We start from the raw sequence: 15,291 nt of genomic DNA on the forward strand, positions 1-15,291 counted from the left end.
GCCAAGCTGATCGGCGACGGCACCGGCAAGCTCGACACCACGCTCTACGACCGCACCGCCAAGGCCCTGCTCGATCAGAAGATCATCAGCAAGGAACCGACGGGCGCCTGGACGCACGACATCACCGACGCGGCCGCCAAGTAACGGGCGGCGGCCAGATCGTATCGAATGAACGAGGGACGCGCGGGTTGGCACCGCGCGTTTCTCATTTAAGTCACAAAAAATTCGTGGTGTTGTCGGATCAGCGTCGGCTGGCGCGTCATAGGAATGACGGAATTGCGGATCAACAAACCGAATGCCGGCATCACGGAATGGTGATTGATATCGGCCGTCGAGATTACTAATGTGCGCCGCGAGGAATTATTTTCTGCCGGGCTTGTGCGTGGGACAAAACGATACCACGTACATGTCGGATTTGCCGGACGAGGGTCATCTTACGAAGTAAGATACGGCAATGATGCGGGAATATTTCTGAGCTTGCACTTACGGGAGAAGGCCTTCGCGAGCTGAGGACAAGGCGCGAGTTTGGCCAACCTTTTTCAAAGACTGGACAAAGACGCATGGTACGCATGACGCCTAAAACTCTACGCGCCTCCACCCTGATCGCGGCTGCCTTTGCCGCATCGGTCGCGTTCGCTGAAGAAAACCAGCCACCCAAGGCACAGCAGAACCTGCCCGTGATCGTGGTCACGACCGCCGCCAAGCGCGCGCTGGTCGATCGCGTCATCGGCACCGGCACGATCCGCCCGATCGAGGAAGTCTATATCCAGCCACAGGTCGAGGGTCTCTCCATCCGCGCGCTCAACGTCGATGTCGGCGACAAGGTTACGGCCGACAGCACGATTGCGACGCTGAACGATGATGCGCTGGTGCTGCAGAAGGCGCAGATGCTGGCGACCAAGGCCAAGGGCGAGGCGAGTCTCGCCCAGCTCCGCGCCCAGCTGGTCGAGGCCAAGGCCAATGCCGAGCAGGCCCGCCTGCAGCAGTCGCGCGCCGACGAGATGGGCAAGAAGGGCACGGTATCGACCGCCCAGGTCGAGCAGGCCGACGCGACCGCTGCGACCGCCAATGCGCGCGTCTCCTCGGCCGAACAGGCAATCGAGGTTGCAATCGCCGACCTGAAGGTGATCGACAGCCAGATCGCCGATGCCGACCTGAAGCTGGCGCGCACGGACGTGAAGACGCCTGTATCAGGCGTGATCTCGGCCAAGAACGCCCGCATCGGCGCCATTGCCGCCGGCACCGGCGAGCCGATGTTCACCGTCATCAAGGATAGCGCCATCGAGCTCGTTGCCGAGCTGTCGGAAACCGATATCCAGAAGATCAAGGTCGGCCAGCGCGCCATCGTCACGCTGTCGGGCAACCGCACGAAGATCGAAGGCAAGGTCCGCATCGTCTCCCCGACGGTCGACCAGTCCACCCGCCTTGGCCTCGTGCACATCTATATCGACGACGAGAGTGCTGCCCGCTCCGGCATGTATGCCAGCGCCGACATCATCGTCGCCGAAAAGAACGACATCGCCCTTCCCCTGTCGGCGGTCACGTCAGGCCGTAACGGCTCCACCGCCCGCAAGGTCGAGGACGGCGTCGTCAAGCAGGTGAAGGTGACGACAGGTATCCAGGACGGTGGCTTCGTCGAGATCTCGGAAGGCCTGAAGGAAGGCGACACCGTCGTCGCCAAGGCCGGCGCCTTCGTTCGCGATGGCGACAAGATCACCCCTGTCACCGAAGCCGTATCGGCACAATCGAACTGACCGAGGCCAATCCATGAATTTCTCCGCATGGTCGATCCGAAATCCGATTGCGCCGCTGCTCGCCTTCGCGCTGCTGGTGTTCGTGGGCATCCAGGCCTTTTACAAGCTGCCGATCACCCGCTTCCCGAATATCGACGTTCCCGTCGTATCCATCAGCGTCACGCAAAGTGGCGCCTCGCCGGCCGAGCTCGAAATGCAGGTGACGAAGGAGGTCGAAGACGCGGTCGCCTCCATCAGCGGCATCGATGAAATCCAGTCGACGGTCACCGACGGCCTGTCGCAGACGGTCGTCGTCTTCCGCATCGAGAAACCGACCGCCGAAGCCGTCCAGGATACCAAGGACGCCGTCGACAAGATCCGCAGCGATCTTCCCGCCGGCATCGAGGAACCGATCGTCAGCAAGGTCGATGTCGAAGGACAGGCGATCCAGACCTTTGCCGTCTCCTCCCCCAACATGACGCTCGAGGAGCTCTCCTGGTTCGTCGACGACACCGTCAAGCGCGCCCTTCAGGGCCAGCCCGGCATCGGCCGTATCGACCGCTACGGCGGGGCTGACCGCGAAGTGCGTGTCTCGCTCGATCCCGGCAAGCTCGACGCCTACGGCATCACCGCCGCCGACGTGAACCAGCAGCTGCGCGGCACCAACGTCAACCTCGGCTCCGGCCGCGGCCAGGTCGCCGGCAACGAGCAGACCATTCGCACGCTCGGCGATACGCGCGACGTCTCGCAGCTCAACACGACCACCATCAGCCTGCCCAACGGCCGCTTCGTAAAGCTCTCCGAGCTCGGCACGATCGACGACACCTACGAGGAGCAGAAGTCCTTCTCGCGCTTCAACGGTACGCCATCGGTCACCTTCGCCGTGTTCCGCGCCAAGGGCGCCAGCGAGGTCTCTGTCGCCGAAACCGTGTCGGAAAGCCTGACGGAAATCCGCAAGGCCAATCCGAACGTCAAGATCGAGATGGTGGATGACAGCGTCTACTTCACCTACGGCAACTATGAGGCAGCCCTTCACACGCTGATCGAAGGCTCGATCCTCGCCGTCATCGTCGTCTTCCTGTTCCTGCGCAACTGGAGGGCGACGCTGATCGCCGCCGTGGCGCTGCCCTTGTCGGCCATTCCGACCTTCTGGATCATGGATATCATGGGGTTCTCGCTGAACCTCGTGAGCTTCTTGGCGCTGACGCTGGCGACCGGTATTCTCGTCGATGACGCGATCGTCGAGATCGAGAACATCGCCCGCCATATCAAGATGGGCAAGACGCCCTACAAGGCAGCGCTGGAAGCGGCAGACGAAATCGGCCTCGCCGTCATCGCCACCAGCTTCACTATCATCGCCGTCTTCGTGCCGGTGTCGTTCATGCCTGGTATCGCCGGGCAATACTTCATCCAGTTCGGCCTGACGGTCGCCTTCTCGGTCTTCTTCTCGCTCGTCGTGGCGCGCCTCATCACACCCTTGATGGCGGCCTATCTGATGCGCGCCGAAGACGGCATGGAAGACCATCACGACAATGACGGCACGATCATGCGCGGCTATACGCGTCTGGTCACCGGCACCACACGCAAATGGTACTGGCGCTACACGACGCTGCTCTGCGCCATCGCCTTCCTCATCGGCTCGATGATGCTCTTGAGCCGCGTGCCCGGCAGCTTCATGCCGCCGGACGATTCCTCGCGCGTCGTGCTCTCCGTCGAACTCCCGCCGAACGCCACGCTCGAAGACACGGCCGCCGCATCGACCAAGGTCTACGACGCCGTGCGCGGGATCAACGGCGTGGAAAGCGTCTTCGTTCTCGGCGGCGCCTCGCCCAAGGGCGATCTCGAACTGCGCCGTGCCACCGTGCGCGTCATCCTCGGCAATATCGATCACTCGCTGCTGAAGACCCTCGTCAACAAGGGTCTCGGCGGGCTGCCTGTCATCGGCAACCTGATCCCGAAGATGGAAGAACACGGCCGCACGCGTCCGCAGTGGGATGTGGAGAAGGATATCTTCGCCGCGGTCCGCGGTATCCCTGACGTGCGTATCTCCAAGGTCAACGACCGGGCCGAGCGCGACCTCACCTTCAACTTCCTTTCTTCCAACGAGGACGATCTGAACGAGGCCGTCAGCCTGCTGGAATCGAAGCTGCGCGCGTCGCCGATCCTGGCGAACGTCTCTTCCGAAGGCGCCCTGCCCCGTCCGGAGCTGCAGATCCGCCCGCGCATGGCCGAAGCCTCCCGCCTTGGCATCACGCCGCAGCAGATCTCGGAGACGATCCGCGTGGCCACCATAGGCGATATCGACGCCAACCTCGCCAAGATCTCGCTCGACGACCGGCAGATCCCGATCCGCGTGCAGGCATCGCTCGATGTCCGCCGCGATCTGGCCGCCATCCGCGCCATCAAGATCAAGACGGCGAGCGGCGCCAGCGTTCCGCTCTACAGCGTTGCCGATGTCGACTATTCGGAAGGCCCGAGCTCGATCAAGCGCAACAACCGCAACCGCGTCGTCGCCATCGGCTCCGACGTGCCCTTCGGCACGGCGCTCGATACCTCGACCGCCGAGTTCAAGCGCATCGTCTCCGAAACCGAGCTGCCGAAGAGCGTGCATCTGGCCGAAAGCGGCGACGCCAAGGTTCAGGGCGAAATGGTCCAGAGTTTCGGCAATGCCATGCTGATGGGCCTGATGCTGGTTCTGGTCGTGCTGATCCTGCTCTTCAAGGACGTGATCCAGCCGTTCACCATCCTGTTCTCGCTGCCGCTAGCGATCGGCGGCGTGGCACTGGCGCTCATCGTCACCCAGAACGCGCTCTCCATGCCGGTTCTGATCGGCATCCTGATGCTGATGGGTATCGTCACCAAGAACGCCATCCTGCTCGTCGATTTCGCGATCGAGATGAAGCGGCATGGGATGGAGCGTGTCGAAGCCATGGTGGAAGCCGGCCGCAAGCGCGCCCGCCCGATCATCATGACCTCGATCGCCATGTCGGCGGGCATGCTGCCCTCGGCGCTCGGCGTCGGCGAAGGCGGCTCGTTCCGCTCACCGATGGCGATCGCCGTGATCGGCGGCATCATCGTCTCGACGGTGCTCTCGCTTGTCGTCGTCCCCTCCTTCTTCCTGATCATGGACGATCTCTCCCGCCTGCTCGGCTGGCTGTTCGGCCGTCTTGTCGGCAAGAAGGACGAAGAGCAGCTGCCGCTCTCGCCCGAGGAACTCACGACCGCCGTCACCAGCCTCGACGGTCGCATCACCGCCATCGAGAAGCCCGACGACAAGAAGGGCAAATCCGGCGGCAACGTCGTCCGCCTGCCGCCCTTCGCGGCGGAATAATCGGATCAAACGAAAAAGCCGGGGTTCGCCCCGGCTTTTGATCTTCGGCTTCATGAAATGTCCGCAAGTGGCGCATGGCTGCGACCTCACGCTTTCTTGTTTCTTGCTCCCACTTGATGCAGATCAACTTTCACCGCAACCATTCCGGCTAGTTTAAGCGCATGGCAGGCGCGGCCTGCGACCGACGAATGTGGAGAAAGAGATGACGACGGGCTTGAAACTGAGCAATGTGCACAAGGCCATGCTTGGCGAAACCATTCTTTTTTCCGGCCTTAACCGGGAAGAACGCAACGCGCTTCTCGCCTGCGCGACCATCGTGCGCTACCAGATGCATGACATCCTGTTTCACCAGGGCGAGCGGGGCGAGTATTTCTATTGCGTGCTGACGGGCTTCGCCCGGCTTTACCGGCTTGGCGGCGACAATCAGGAAGGCGACATCCGCATCTGCGAGCCCGGCGACAGCTTCGCCGAATGCCTGGTCACGGATGGCGGCGACTATCGCTATGGCGCCCAGGCCATGGAACACTCGATCTTCGCGCGCTTCAATCTCGAGCAGGTCCGGGCGCTGGTCGAACACCGGCCGCATATCGGCATCGCGATCATGCGCAGCCTCTCGCAGCACCTGCTATCGACGATCGATTGCCTGGCGAGCGACCGCATGCAGACGGCACCCCAGCGGGTCGCGACTTATCTGCTCACCCATTGCAAGCCGGAAGGCCTGGCGGCGAAGATGCGGCTCCCCTTCCAGAAGAGCCTGTTGGCGCGAAAGCTCGGGCTGGCGCCAGAAGCGCTCTCCCGCGCCTTCTCATCTCTGCGCGCCGCCGGCGTGACCGTCAGCGGCCGCTCGATCGAGATCAGCAATCTCAACGTCCTGAAGACGATCCCGGCGATTACAAGCCGCCATGCACCTTGAGGAAATCGACGATGGCGCCGATGCCGTCGCCGCGTTTCATGTCTGAAAACACGAAGGGGCGCGTATCGCGCATGCGCGTCGCGTCCCGGTCCATCACGTCGAGATCGGCGCCGACATAAGGCGCGAGGTCCTTCTTGTTGATGACGAGAAGGTCCGACTTGGTGATACCAGGCCCGCCCTTGCGCGGGATTTCCTCGCCTTGGCAGACCGAAATTACATAAATGGTGATGTCGGCGAGATCGGGCGAGAAGGTCGCGGCCAGATTGTCGCCGCCCGATTCGATGAAGACCACGTCGAGATCGGGAATGCGCTCGTTGAGGCCGGCAATGGCCTGCAGGTTGATCGTGGCGTCCTCGCGAATGGCGGTGTGCGGGCAGCCGCCGGTTTCCACGCCGACGATGCGCTCCGACGGCAGCGCCTGCATGCGCATCAGCGCCTCGGCATCCTCGGTCGTGTAGATGTCATTTGTGACGACGGCGACCGAATATTGGTCGCGCATCGCCTTGCAGAGCTTTTCCGTCAGCGCCGTTTTGCCCGAGCCGACCGGTCCGCCGATGCCGACCCGCAGAGGTCCGTTTCCTGATTTCATATCGTGCACTCCAATCGAGAATAAACATAGCGCGTCAACCGCAAGGCGGCCACCGGCAAATGGCGCAGATCGTTAGCGACAAGCGCCGGCGTCACGACCGAAAGAGCCGCGTCGATTGCGTCTCGTGCCGTAGCGACACGATATCGGCCTGCACCGTTGCCGAGCCCAGCTCATCGAGCGTCGAGCCCGCCGCCCGCCGCGCGAGCAGAGCGATATCCCCTTCCCGCGCCGCCATGATCGCAACGCCATCCTTCTGCCCGGCAACGCCGAGCCGGATGCCGGCGGAGACGGCCTGCGAAACATAGGCGTGCAAGAAGGCAGCGACCGCCTTTTCAGCGCCGATCCCATGCGCACCGGACACGGCGCCGACGGCAACAGGATAAGCCACATGTTTTGGCAGCCGTGTGAACACCTCATCAGGCCATGCGCCGGCGGCAGACAGGAAAGCGTCGCCAAGCAGCATCGTTTCCTGATGCCGCTCGCGCGATCCCGCCAACGCCTCGGCAAGCTCAGCCACCTCAGACAGCACAGAGGCGTCGCCATGCACCCTGTTGCTCTCGGCAAGCAGCACGACGTCGTTCCAGACGGCGCCGTGATCCATCATGGCACCAAGCCAATCGCTGAGCGAGGCGGCATCGTGCACGAGCCCGTCATGCACCGCCCGCTCCAGCCCGCCCGAATAGGCGAACGAGCCCACCGGAAAAGCCGGCGAGAGCCATGCCATCAGCCTCAGCAGCGCCTGCAGATCACCGTTCTCGGTCATGGCTCAGTCGTGCGAATGGTTATGGCCGTGGTCATGTGCATGGTCGTGTCCGTGGCCATGCCCGTGATCATGCCCATGCGAATGGCTGCCATGGGAATGATAGGCGCCGCGCGCCGGCTGGAATGGCTCGGTGACATCCGAGACCATCGCGCCCAGCCCTTCGAGCATGGCGCGGATGACATGGTCGCGCAGGATCAGGATACGCTCTTCCTCGATCTGCGCACCCAGATGCCGGTTGCCCAGGTGCCAGGCGAGCTCGATCAGATGCAGGCGATCGCGGGCCTTGATCTCGAACAGCTTCTCGTCGGCCGCAACGATCTCCACCAGCTCGCCATCGCCGAGCACCAGCATGTCGCCATTGGCAAACAGCACCGGTTCCTTGAGGTCGAGCATGACCATCTCGCCATTGTCGAGATGCAGCAGCTTGCGCCGGAGATGCCTCAGATCATGCGGCAGCACGACCTTGTGCGTCGGGTGGGAAGACGGCGTGCCGGCCGGCAGATAGGAGGTGATATACTGCATGATGTGTCCATTCCGGTTCAGGCGAGGAGCATGCAAAATCGGCTGGAACCGCGCAAGTGTCAAAACGCCGGTTTGCGCACTATACGCGTGTCGTTGCAACGCTTTAGTCTAATGAATGGCGGACGACCTGCCGTCGACATTGGTTTCATCCTGGCTGAGACGCATGCGGCGCTGCATGCCCTCGTCCTCGTGGACGACGCGATTGCGGCCGAGCGTCTTCGCCAGATAGAGCGCCTTGTCGGCGGCGGTATAGGCGGCCTGCCTGCTTCGCCCATCGAACAGTTCCGCGATGCCGGCAGACATCGTGACATTGAAGCTGCAGCCATCGAGCGCGATTGTCCGTTCGGCAAGACGGTTGCAGGCAGCCCGGATCTGCGCCACCCGCTCCTCTTTCAAGGGAGCAATGACGACAACCCCGAACTCCTCGCCGCCGAGCCGCGCGACGGTCGAGTCCGCGCTGAATGCCGCCGACAGCTCCGCCGCAACAGCAACGATGACAGCATCGCCGCAGGCATGCCCGTAGCAATCGTTGACAGCCTTGAAGCGGTCCACATCGAAGATCGCGAGACAAGCAGGCCCGTCGACATCATCGAGCGCCTCGGTGAACGCCCGCCGGTTCAACAGGCCCGACAGCATGTCGGTGCGGCTCAACTGTTCGAACTCGGCGCGCGAGACGCTGAGCTGATGCATCGCATAACCCGCGACCAGGGCCAGCGCTCCCGATACGATCCCGCCGATCACCCAGGATAGCGCCACGCCGTAGATCACCGCATGCTCCAGCGAAACCGGCAGCATGCCCGCCCAATCGAGCGGCAACAGCAGCACCGCGATGACAAGCGAGGAGAGCATCACCGCGGCGAAACTCATCTTCAGCGCATAGGTGTAAATCGTCAGGCGATTCCTGAAATCGCCGAGCTCCGCCTCGAGTAAAATGTGCATCCGAATCGACCTTCTAGGCCCTCGCCAAGTCTATTGATGAGACACGAACCGCTGCCGGGGTCTTAAGGGAATCACTAGGATTTTAGCGAGTTTTGTAAATTGTTCGTGCGCTGCACAATGGATCGAAACGCGACGAAAATGGCTCTGGAAATGGTCGCCAGGCCGCGCAGCTAATAAATTGATAAATCACAGTTTTCAGGATTTCAGCCGTCGCCGCGTCCCATTTCGGACGCAACGCCCCATGGTGGAACAGCACGCAATCACGACACAACTTTAAGAATGCATTGCTAAACGTGTAGTCAGAAACCAATGCTCAACAGCCGCTTTGGCACTTTACGTTTTTTAAAACCTCACTCTGCGCTCAGAGCGGGGCTGAACGCGCTGGGAACAACGGCTGCGCCCCCAAATCAACAAGCAACCGATCGAAGACATCCTGGTATCCCATCATAAGATGAACAGCCGTGTGATTATGAACCACAGGAATTTCATTCACGCTCTTATTGGGCACATCGAACACCACGATGTTTGGAAGATCAGGAGAGCAATAGGCAGCGCTTTCAGGCATTAGAAAACAATGCTTGAATGCGTTTGACAGCGCGTTGATTACTTCGAAGAAATTTGAAGACTTCTCAGCATCTGCGCCAAGAATGACAGCAGACAACTCGGGATATTTCCGTCTCAAGTTCGGCATGAGAGCTCGACCAAGGGAATCCACCGCAATGCTTCCAGCTATTTCGAGTTCTGATTGATATAATTTAGAAAATACGCCCTGGATCAAATGATCCAATGACTTTCTCATACAATAAATCATTAGCTCGAGCTCGTCGCGCATCAACGATATCTGATCGCCTGCACCGAAATGCGATGAAAATGCTTCTCGGTGCTGGCGTTGAGCGTTTAGAAAGTGGCGTTCTGCGCGCAGAGCATATCGAACCACAGACATCGCCGTCAGCCCATGTATCTTCGGCATATGGACTATATTCACGTGCTTGAATGGTGATGGCGCGTAGGAAGCGGCAGGTCTCCCAGCATCATAGTTCTTCTCTGGTAGATCTCCCCAAGGCTGCTCCATGTCCTAGTACATGAAGTAACGCTGCGCCATCGGCAGCGAGGTCGCCGGTTCGCAGGTGAGCAGCTCGCCGTCGGCGCGGACCTCGTAGGTCTCCGGATCGACCTCGATATGGGGCGTCAGGCTATTGTGAATCATCGACGCCTTGGAGATGCCGCCGCGCGTGTTCCTGATGGCGACGAGGTCCTTGGCGACGCCGAGGCGGCCCTTCAGGCCGGCGTCGAGCGACGCCTGGCTGACGAAGGTGACCGACGAGTTGGTGCGCAGCTTGCCATAAGCGGCGAACATCGGGCGATAGTGCATCGGCTGCGGCGTCGGGATCGAAGCGTTCGGATCGCCCATCGGGGCTGCCGCGATCGAGCCGGCGAGCAAGACCATCTCCGGCTTCACGCCGAAGAAAGCCGGGTTCCAAAGCACGAGGTCAGCGCGCTTGCCGACTTCGATCGAGCCGATCTCGTGGCTTACCCCTTGAGCGATCGCCGGGTTGATCGTGTATTTCGCGATATAGCGGCGGACGCGGAAGTTGTCGTTATCCCCCGTCTCCTCCTTCAGCGGACCGCGCTGACGCTTCATCTTGTCGGCCGTCTGCCAGGTGCGGATCGCCACTTCGCCGACACGGCCCATGGCCTGGCTGTCGGACGAGATGATCGAGAAGGCACCGATATCGTGCAGGATGTCTTCGGCGGCGATCGTTTCCTTGCGGATACGGCTTTCGGCGAACGCGATATCCTCGGGGATCGACGGCGACAAATGGTGGCAGACCATCAGCATGTCGAGATGCTCGGCGACAGTGTTGACCGTGTAGGGCCGCGTCGGGTTGGTCGACGACGGAATGACGTTCGACTGGCCGCAGATCTTGATGATATCGGGCGCGTGGCCGCCGCCCGCCCCTTCCGTGTGGAAGGCGTGGATGGTGCGGCCCTTCAGCGCTCCGATCGTGTCCTCGACGAAGCCGCTTTCGTTCAGCGTGTCGGTGTGGATCATCACCTGGATATCGTATTCGTCGGCAACCGAAAGGCAGCAATCGATCGCAGCCGGCGTCGTGCCCCAGTCCTCGTGCAGCTTCAGCGACGACGCGCCGGCCAGCACCATCTCCTCGAGCGCCGCCGGCAGCGAGGCGTTGCCCTTGCCCGCGAGCGCGAGGTTCATCGGGAAGCCGTCGAAGCTTTCGATCATCCGTTCGATATGCCAGGCGCCGGTGCAGGTGGTGGCGAGCGTGCCGTGCGCCGGGCCAGAGCCGCCGCCGAGCATGCAGGTGATGCCGGACATCAGCGCCTCTTCGATCTGCTGCGGGCAGATGTAATGGATATGCGCGTCCATGCCGCCGGCGGTGATGATCTTGCCCTCGCCGGCGATCGCCTCGGTCGAGGGGCCGACGATGATGTTGACGCCAGGCTGCGTATCCGGATTTCCCGCCTTGCCGATGGCGTGGATGCGGCCGTTCTTCAGCCCGATATCGGCCTTGACGATACCCGTGTGGTCGATGATCACGACGTTGGTGATGACGGTGTCGACCGCGCCCTGCGCCCGCGTCGCCTGGCTCTGCCCCATGCCGTCGCGAATGACCTTGCCGCCGCCAAACTTCACCTCTTCACCATAGGTGGTGAAATCCTTCTCGATCTCGATGAAGAGCTCGGTATCGGCAAGCCGCACCTTGTCGCCGGTGGTCGGGCCGAACATGCCGGCATAGGCGGCGCGGGAAATCTTGTAGGGCATGGGTCAGGCTCCTTGGGAGGACGAACGGGATGCGGACGGATAAAACCGCGTGACGCGGCCGGCGGCGACGTAAGCGTCGACGAGCTGCCTTTCGGCGGCGAAGGGATGCCACTCCCAGCCTTGATGGCCGAAGCCGGCAAGCGCGATCGGGGCATCGGGAAATCGGTTCATGACCTCGGCGATCACGATCATGCCGCTGCTCGGCACGACGTAAGGCGCGGGATCAAATCCGGCCAGCGCCTGGTCGACGCCATCATGAATCACTTTGTCAACGACCACATGCGTCTTGCCAGCTTCCTTGCAGAAGGCGTTGAATTGACTCGTGTAATCGTCGCAGAAATCGTCGAGCTCCGGATGCGATATGGCAAGCGGGCCTTTGAGCGCTGCGAATTTCTCCGGATCGCGCACGCTCCAGATTTCGGAAGCTTCGACCACGGCGGGATGCGCGCGCCATATTTCTGAAGACAGCATCGCCTTTGCGGGACGGCCGGTATTGCAGACGGCGACGACGTCAGTGCGGCCGGGGCTCGCCTCATAGGATCGGCATTCGTTGAACCGGATGACGAAGCGTGCTGCAGCCACTGCCGCGGCCCCCTCCGCACCGATCTCACCATTGCCGACGATCATGATGCTCTCTGTCACCTCAGTTGCTCATCGCGTCTTCGAGCGTCTTCAGCTCCTTGGTCCTGGCATCGGTCACGTTGGCGATGCAGCCGGCAACCAGCATCGGCTCCATCGTGCCGCCACGCGCCTGAAAGCCTTCGGCTTCGCATTGCGCATCACGATAGGTGATCCAGGCGCGCTGGGCGGTCACCAGAGCTTTCTCCGCCCCCTTCATGTCGTCATCCTGATCGCTATCAATGGCGACCATGGCGGCGCGGGTCTTCTTGTATTGAACGTTGAGCGCCTTGTCGGCCTCGTCCTGCCGCGCCCGCTCGCAGAGCGTCATGTCGGTCTGCGTCGTCGGGCTCTTGCAGTCGATCTCCTCGGCGCCGGCGCTGCCGGGAGCCATCATCGCCAGCAGGCCGAAACCCATAGGCATCAAGAAACGCATCATCTCCTCCCGAGACATGATCACAGCTTGCCCATCACCAACTGGCGGAAGCCATAGACTTCGCGCTTGCCGGATAGCGGGATCAGCGTGACCGACCGCGTCTGGCCCGGCTCGAAGCGCACGGCGGTGCCGGCGGGAATATCGAGCCGCATGCCATGCGCCTTCTCACGATCGAAGGAGAGCCCGGCATTGGTTTCGCCGAAGTGATAGTGGCTGCCGACCTGCACCGGGCGGTCGCCAGTGTTCGACACCTCGATGGTGATCGTCGGCGCGCCGGCGTTGAGTTCGATTTCGCCTGGTGCGGCAATGATTTCGCCTGGGATCATGTGTCTCTCCTCACGCAGCCTTCACGGGCGCGCAGCCCTCGGCCTTCAGAACGCGTTTCGTCGATGCCGGGTTGTTGATGAGCTTGGCCGCCGGACGCACCAGTTCGCCGCCGCAATTCGGGCAGATCCCTGAAAGCACGTTGTCGGCGCAATCAGCGCAATAGGTGCACTCGAAGCTGCACATCATGGCCATCAGGCTTTCGGGCGGCAGGTCCTTGTCGCAGCATTCGCAATTGGGTCGAAGCTCGAGCATGATGGCCTCAGCGGATCGGTTCGTGAACGGTGACAAGCTTCGTTCCGTCAGGAAACGTCGCCTCCACCTGCACGTCGTGGATCATCTCGGCAATGCCGTCCATGACCTGGTCGCGGCCAATGACATGGGCGCCGGCTTCCATGAGCTCGGCCACCGGCCGGCCGTCACGCGCGCCTTCGACGACGTAGTCGGTAATCAGCGCGATCGCCTCGGGATAGTTGAGCTTGACGCCCCGCTCCAGCCGCCGCCGCGCGACCATCGCCGCCATCGAAATCAACAGCTTGTCTTTTTCTCTTGGTGTGAGGTTCATCGTGCATCCATCTGCTTGAACTAGAGATTCCAGACTTTCGGCACAGGCGCACCGTTGCGCAAGGCTGAAATGATCGGGATCAGGATTTTTCGAAGAGCGAAGCCATCCGACGCCGCCAGCCGAACGACCAGCTTGCCCGCCCAGCAGCTTGCACCGCCCATATGACCTGACAGCAACGGTCTCACCGCATTGAGATAGCTTTCCGCCTGTGGCCCGACATAAAGCAACGTCGCGAAGGCGACCTGGCCCGACAGCACCGCCTGCTCGCGCGTCAGCACTTGCACTTCGCCCGCAAGCCTCAGATCCTCGGCATGGCAGAGCCGGCCTTCCCGGCGGATACGCCAGCGGTCGCGAAACAGCCCCGAGACAACCGCCTCGCCCATCGCCTTGCGCCCGAGAAGGACCGCTTCGACCGCCAGAAACTCCGCGCCCTCGTCGAGATCGACATCGAGCCGTCGATAGAGCGAGGAGCGATCGAAGAGGATGGTTTCCTGCGGCAGCCAGTCGACCCGCGCATTGGCGCCGACCTGAATTTTCGTGGTGATCTCGGCCGTGCCGGCGGACGCCTTGTAGATCTTTTCGCAGGCCTGCGTGGTCACGTCGATGCGCGTGCCGGGACCGGCCACGACGCTCCAGTCCATGCGGTCGCCGCCGGTGAGCCCGCCGGCCGTATTGATGATGACGGCTTCCATCGAGGCATCGAAGGTATCGGGCAGCCGGATCTTCGCAGCACCCTCCTGATAGAGCTCGCGGATGCGCGTGCGGCCATCAAGCGACTTCGCGGCCAGATGCCCGCGGCCTTCGGCCCTTTGCGGTCTGGTGGCTGCCGCGGCGTTCGTCATTCCATGCCCTTTTCATGCCGCCGGTTTGCCCGGCCGTTCTCATTCAATCCTGTAACTGATTGAAAGCAAGCAATTTCCGTGCCGCGCGAAGGACACTGAAATCTCGGCGCCGGCCAACAGGGCGCATGTCGTCGAATGCCTTTAAAAGCGGCGAATGCCGATCAGACGGTCAGATGCCGGCGCGCCTCAGGCGTATCCAGCGTCTCCGCCAGCCCCTCATGCACGATCTCGCCGCGATCCATGATGTAAACGTAGTCGGCAAGCTCCCGGCAGAAATCGAGATACTGCTCGACCAGCAGGATCGCCATGCCGGTACTATCACGCAGATAGCGGATCGCCCGGCCGATATCCTTGATGATCGACGGCTGGATACCCTCGGTCGGCTCGTCGAGCACGAGGATCTTCGGCCGCGTCACCATCGCCCGGCCGATCGCCAGCTGCTGCTGCTGCCCACCCGAGAGATCGCCGCCGCGCCGCCCGAGCATGGTCTGCAGCACGGGAAACAGGCTGAAGATATCGTCGGGGATATTCTTGTCGCGGCGGGTAAGCGGGGCGAAGCCGGTCTCAAGGTTTTCCTTCACCGTCAGCAGCGGAAAGATCTCGCGCCCCTGCGGCACATAGCCGATGCCCTGCTTGGCGCGCGCATAGGGCGCAAGGCCGTTGAGCCTGGTATCGTTGAAGGTCACCGTGCCAGACGACAGCGGGTGCTGGCCGGTGACGGCGCGCAGCAACGAGCTCTTGCCCACGCCGTTGCGCCCGAGCACGCAGGTGATCTTGCCCATCTCCGCCTTCAGCGAGATGCCGCGCAGCGCCTGCGCCGCGCCATAGTGGAGGTTTGCGTTTTCGACGGTCAGCATGGTTTTCCCCTATGATGGCTTACGGTTGTGGCGCCCCCCTCTGCCCTGCCGGGCATCTCCCCCACAGGTGGGGA

The 15,291-nt window shown here is 62.0% G+C and carries 16 protein-coding genes and 1 pseudogene; 4 read left to right on the forward strand and 13 right to left on the reverse strand.

The window, feature by feature from the left end; translation table 11 throughout:
- The 4 genes and pseudogenes from B3605_RS14790 to B3605_RS14805 form a co-directional block, all read left to right on the forward strand.
- Positions 1-144, forward strand: a pseudogene (locus B3605_RS14790) (ABC transporter substrate-binding protein); the annotation flags it as partial.
- Positions 145-560: 416 nt separating this feature from the next.
- Positions 561-1,754: an efflux RND transporter periplasmic adaptor subunit gene (locus B3605_RS14795; protein WP_112945373.1), complete on the forward strand. Its 1,194-nt coding sequence runs from the start codon at positions 561-563 to the stop codon at positions 1,752-1,754.
- Between the two features lie 13 nt (positions 1,755-1,767).
- Entirely contained in the window at positions 1,768-5,064 is a 3,297-nt protein-coding gene (locus B3605_RS14800; RefSeq protein ID WP_112945372.1) for an efflux RND transporter permease subunit, read from the forward strand.
- Between the two features lie 202 nt (positions 5,065-5,266).
- The gene (locus tag B3605_RS14805) at positions 5,267-5,977 is read left to right on the forward strand and encodes a Crp/Fnr family transcriptional regulator (RefSeq protein ID WP_112945371.1); all 711 of its coding nucleotides are present in this window, start codon (positions 5,267-5,269) and stop codon (positions 5,975-5,977) included.
- Here the strand turns inward: B3605_RS14805 and ureG are convergent.
- The 13 genes from ureG to urtE all read right to left on the reverse strand — a co-directional run bounded on the left by ureG (position 5,955) and on the right by urtE (position 15,217).
- Positions 5,955-6,566 carry an urease accessory protein UreG gene (ureG, locus tag B3605_RS14810; protein ID WP_047514508.1) on the reverse strand — a complete coding sequence of 204 codons (612 nt, stop codon included), beginning with the start codon at positions 6,564-6,566 and terminating at the stop codon, positions 5,955-5,957. The genes B3605_RS14805 and ureG overlap by 23 nt on opposite strands.
- Positions 6,567-6,657: 91 nt before the next feature.
- Positions 6,658-7,329, reverse strand: coding sequence for an urease accessory protein UreF (locus tag B3605_RS14815; protein WP_112945370.1), 672 nt, complete (start codon positions 7,327-7,329; stop codon positions 6,658-6,660).
- A 3-nt stretch (positions 7,330-7,332) separates the two neighbouring features.
- Positions 7,333-7,851, reverse strand: coding sequence for an urease accessory protein UreE (gene ureE, locus B3605_RS14820; RefSeq protein WP_112945369.1), 519 nt, complete (start codon positions 7,849-7,851; stop codon positions 7,333-7,335).
- Positions 7,852-7,959: 108 nt separating this feature from the next.
- Positions 7,960-8,790, reverse strand: coding sequence for a GGDEF domain-containing protein (locus tag B3605_RS14825; protein WP_112945368.1), 831 nt, complete (start codon positions 8,788-8,790; stop codon positions 7,960-7,962).
- Between the two features lie 361 nt (positions 8,791-9,151).
- A complete protein-coding gene (locus tag B3605_RS14830; RefSeq protein ID WP_112945367.1) occupies positions 9,152-9,760 on the reverse strand; it encodes a hypothetical protein in 609 nt (202 codons plus the stop codon).
- Positions 9,761-9,865: 105 nt separating this feature from the next.
- Positions 9,866-11,575: an urease subunit alpha gene (ureC, locus tag B3605_RS14835; RefSeq protein WP_111564137.1), complete on the reverse strand. Its 1,710-nt coding sequence runs from the start codon at positions 11,573-11,575 to the stop codon at positions 9,866-9,868.
- A 3-nt stretch (positions 11,576-11,578) separates the two neighbouring features.
- The gene (locus tag B3605_RS14840; protein WP_112945413.1) at positions 11,579-12,202 is read right to left on the reverse strand and encodes a Urease operon accessory protein; all 624 of its coding nucleotides are present in this window, start codon (positions 12,200-12,202) and stop codon (positions 11,579-11,581) included.
- A 16-nt stretch (positions 12,203-12,218) separates the two neighbouring features.
- Positions 12,219-12,611, reverse strand: coding sequence for a lysozyme inhibitor LprI family protein (locus tag B3605_RS14845; protein ID WP_112945412.1), 393 nt, complete (start codon positions 12,609-12,611; stop codon positions 12,219-12,221).
- 38 nt (positions 12,612-12,649) lie between these two features.
- Positions 12,650-12,955, reverse strand: coding sequence for an urease subunit beta (locus B3605_RS14850; protein WP_018897102.1), 306 nt, complete (start codon positions 12,953-12,955; stop codon positions 12,650-12,652).
- A gap of 10 nt (positions 12,956-12,965) precedes the next feature.
- Positions 12,966-13,208, reverse strand: a complete 243-nt coding sequence (locus tag B3605_RS14855) for a DUF1272 domain-containing protein (protein WP_296434761.1) — start codon at positions 13,206-13,208, stop codon at positions 12,966-12,968.
- Between the two features lie 7 nt (positions 13,209-13,215).
- Entirely contained in the window at positions 13,216-13,518 is a 303-nt protein-coding gene (locus B3605_RS14860; RefSeq protein WP_018897100.1) for an urease subunit gamma, read from the reverse strand.
- 20 nt (positions 13,519-13,538) lie between these two features.
- Complete coding sequence (locus tag B3605_RS14865; protein WP_112945365.1) at positions 13,539-14,360, reverse strand: urease accessory protein UreD; 822 nt, start codon at positions 14,358-14,360, stop codon at positions 13,539-13,541.
- Positions 14,361-14,521: 161 nt separating this feature from the next.
- Positions 14,522-15,217, reverse strand: a complete 696-nt coding sequence (urtE, locus tag B3605_RS14870; RefSeq protein ID WP_037186079.1) for an urea ABC transporter ATP-binding subunit UrtE — start codon at positions 15,215-15,217, stop codon at positions 14,522-14,524.
- Between the last annotated feature and the right edge of the window lie 74 nt (positions 15,218-15,291).

The organism is Rhizobium sp. UBA1881 (assembly GCF_002338015.1).
In the GTDB taxonomy this organism is placed as follows: domain Bacteria; phylum Pseudomonadota; class Alphaproteobacteria; order Rhizobiales; family Rhizobiaceae; genus Rhizobium.

What these genes read in the sequence shown, in the direction of transcription:
- B3605_RS14795 (WP_112945373.1), top strand. Translation starts at nt 561, where the DNA reads ATGGTACGCATGACGCCTAAAACTCTACGCGCCTCCACCCTGATCGCG.
- B3605_RS14800 (WP_112945372.1), top strand. Translation starts at nt 1,768, where the DNA reads ATGAATTTCTCCGCATGGTCGATCCGAAATCCGATTGCGCCGCTGCTC.
- B3605_RS14805 (WP_112945371.1), top strand. Translation starts at nt 5,267, where the DNA reads ATGACGACGGGCTTGAAACTGAGCAATGTGCACAAGGCCATGCTTGGC.
- ureG (WP_047514508.1), bottom strand. Translation starts at nt 6,566, where the DNA reads ATGAAATCAGGAAACGGACCTCTGCGGGTCGGCATCGGCGGACCGGTC.
- B3605_RS14815 (WP_112945370.1), bottom strand. Translation starts at nt 7,329, where the DNA reads ATGACCGAGAACGGTGATCTGCAGGCGCTGCTGAGGCTGATGGCATGG.
- ureE (WP_112945369.1), bottom strand. Translation starts at nt 7,851, where the DNA reads ATGCAGTATATCACCTCCTATCTGCCGGCCGGCACGCCGTCTTCCCAC.
- B3605_RS14825 (WP_112945368.1), bottom strand. Translation starts at nt 8,790, where the DNA reads ATGCACATTTTACTCGAGGCGGAGCTCGGCGATTTCAGGAATCGCCTG.
- B3605_RS14830 (WP_112945367.1), bottom strand. Translation starts at nt 9,760, where the DNA reads ATGCCGAAGATACATGGGCTGACGGCGATGTCTGTGGTTCGATATGCT.
- ureC (WP_111564137.1), bottom strand. Translation starts at nt 11,575, where the DNA reads ATGCCCTACAAGATTTCCCGCGCCGCCTATGCCGGCATGTTCGGCCCG.
- B3605_RS14840 (WP_112945413.1), bottom strand. Translation starts at nt 12,202, where the DNA reads ATGATCGTCGGCAATGGTGAGATCGGTGCGGAGGGGGCCGCGGCAGTG.
- B3605_RS14845 (WP_112945412.1), bottom strand. Translation starts at nt 12,611, where the DNA reads ATGGGTTTCGGCCTGCTGGCGATGATGGCTCCCGGCAGCGCCGGCGCC.
- B3605_RS14850 (WP_018897102.1), bottom strand. Translation starts at nt 12,955, where the DNA reads ATGATCCCAGGCGAAATCATTGCCGCACCAGGCGAAATCGAACTCAAC.
- B3605_RS14855 (WP_296434761.1), bottom strand. Translation starts at nt 13,208, where the DNA reads ATGCTCGAGCTTCGACCCAATTGCGAATGCTGCGACAAGGACCTGCCG.
- B3605_RS14860 (WP_018897100.1), bottom strand. Translation starts at nt 13,518, where the DNA reads ATGAACCTCACACCAAGAGAAAAAGACAAGCTGTTGATTTCGATGGCG.
- B3605_RS14865 (WP_112945365.1), bottom strand. Translation starts at nt 14,360, where the DNA reads ATGACGAACGCCGCGGCAGCCACCAGACCGCAAAGGGCCGAAGGCCGC.
- urtE (WP_037186079.1), bottom strand. Translation starts at nt 15,217, where the DNA reads ATGCTGACCGTCGAAAACGCAAACCTCCACTATGGCGCGGCGCAGGCG.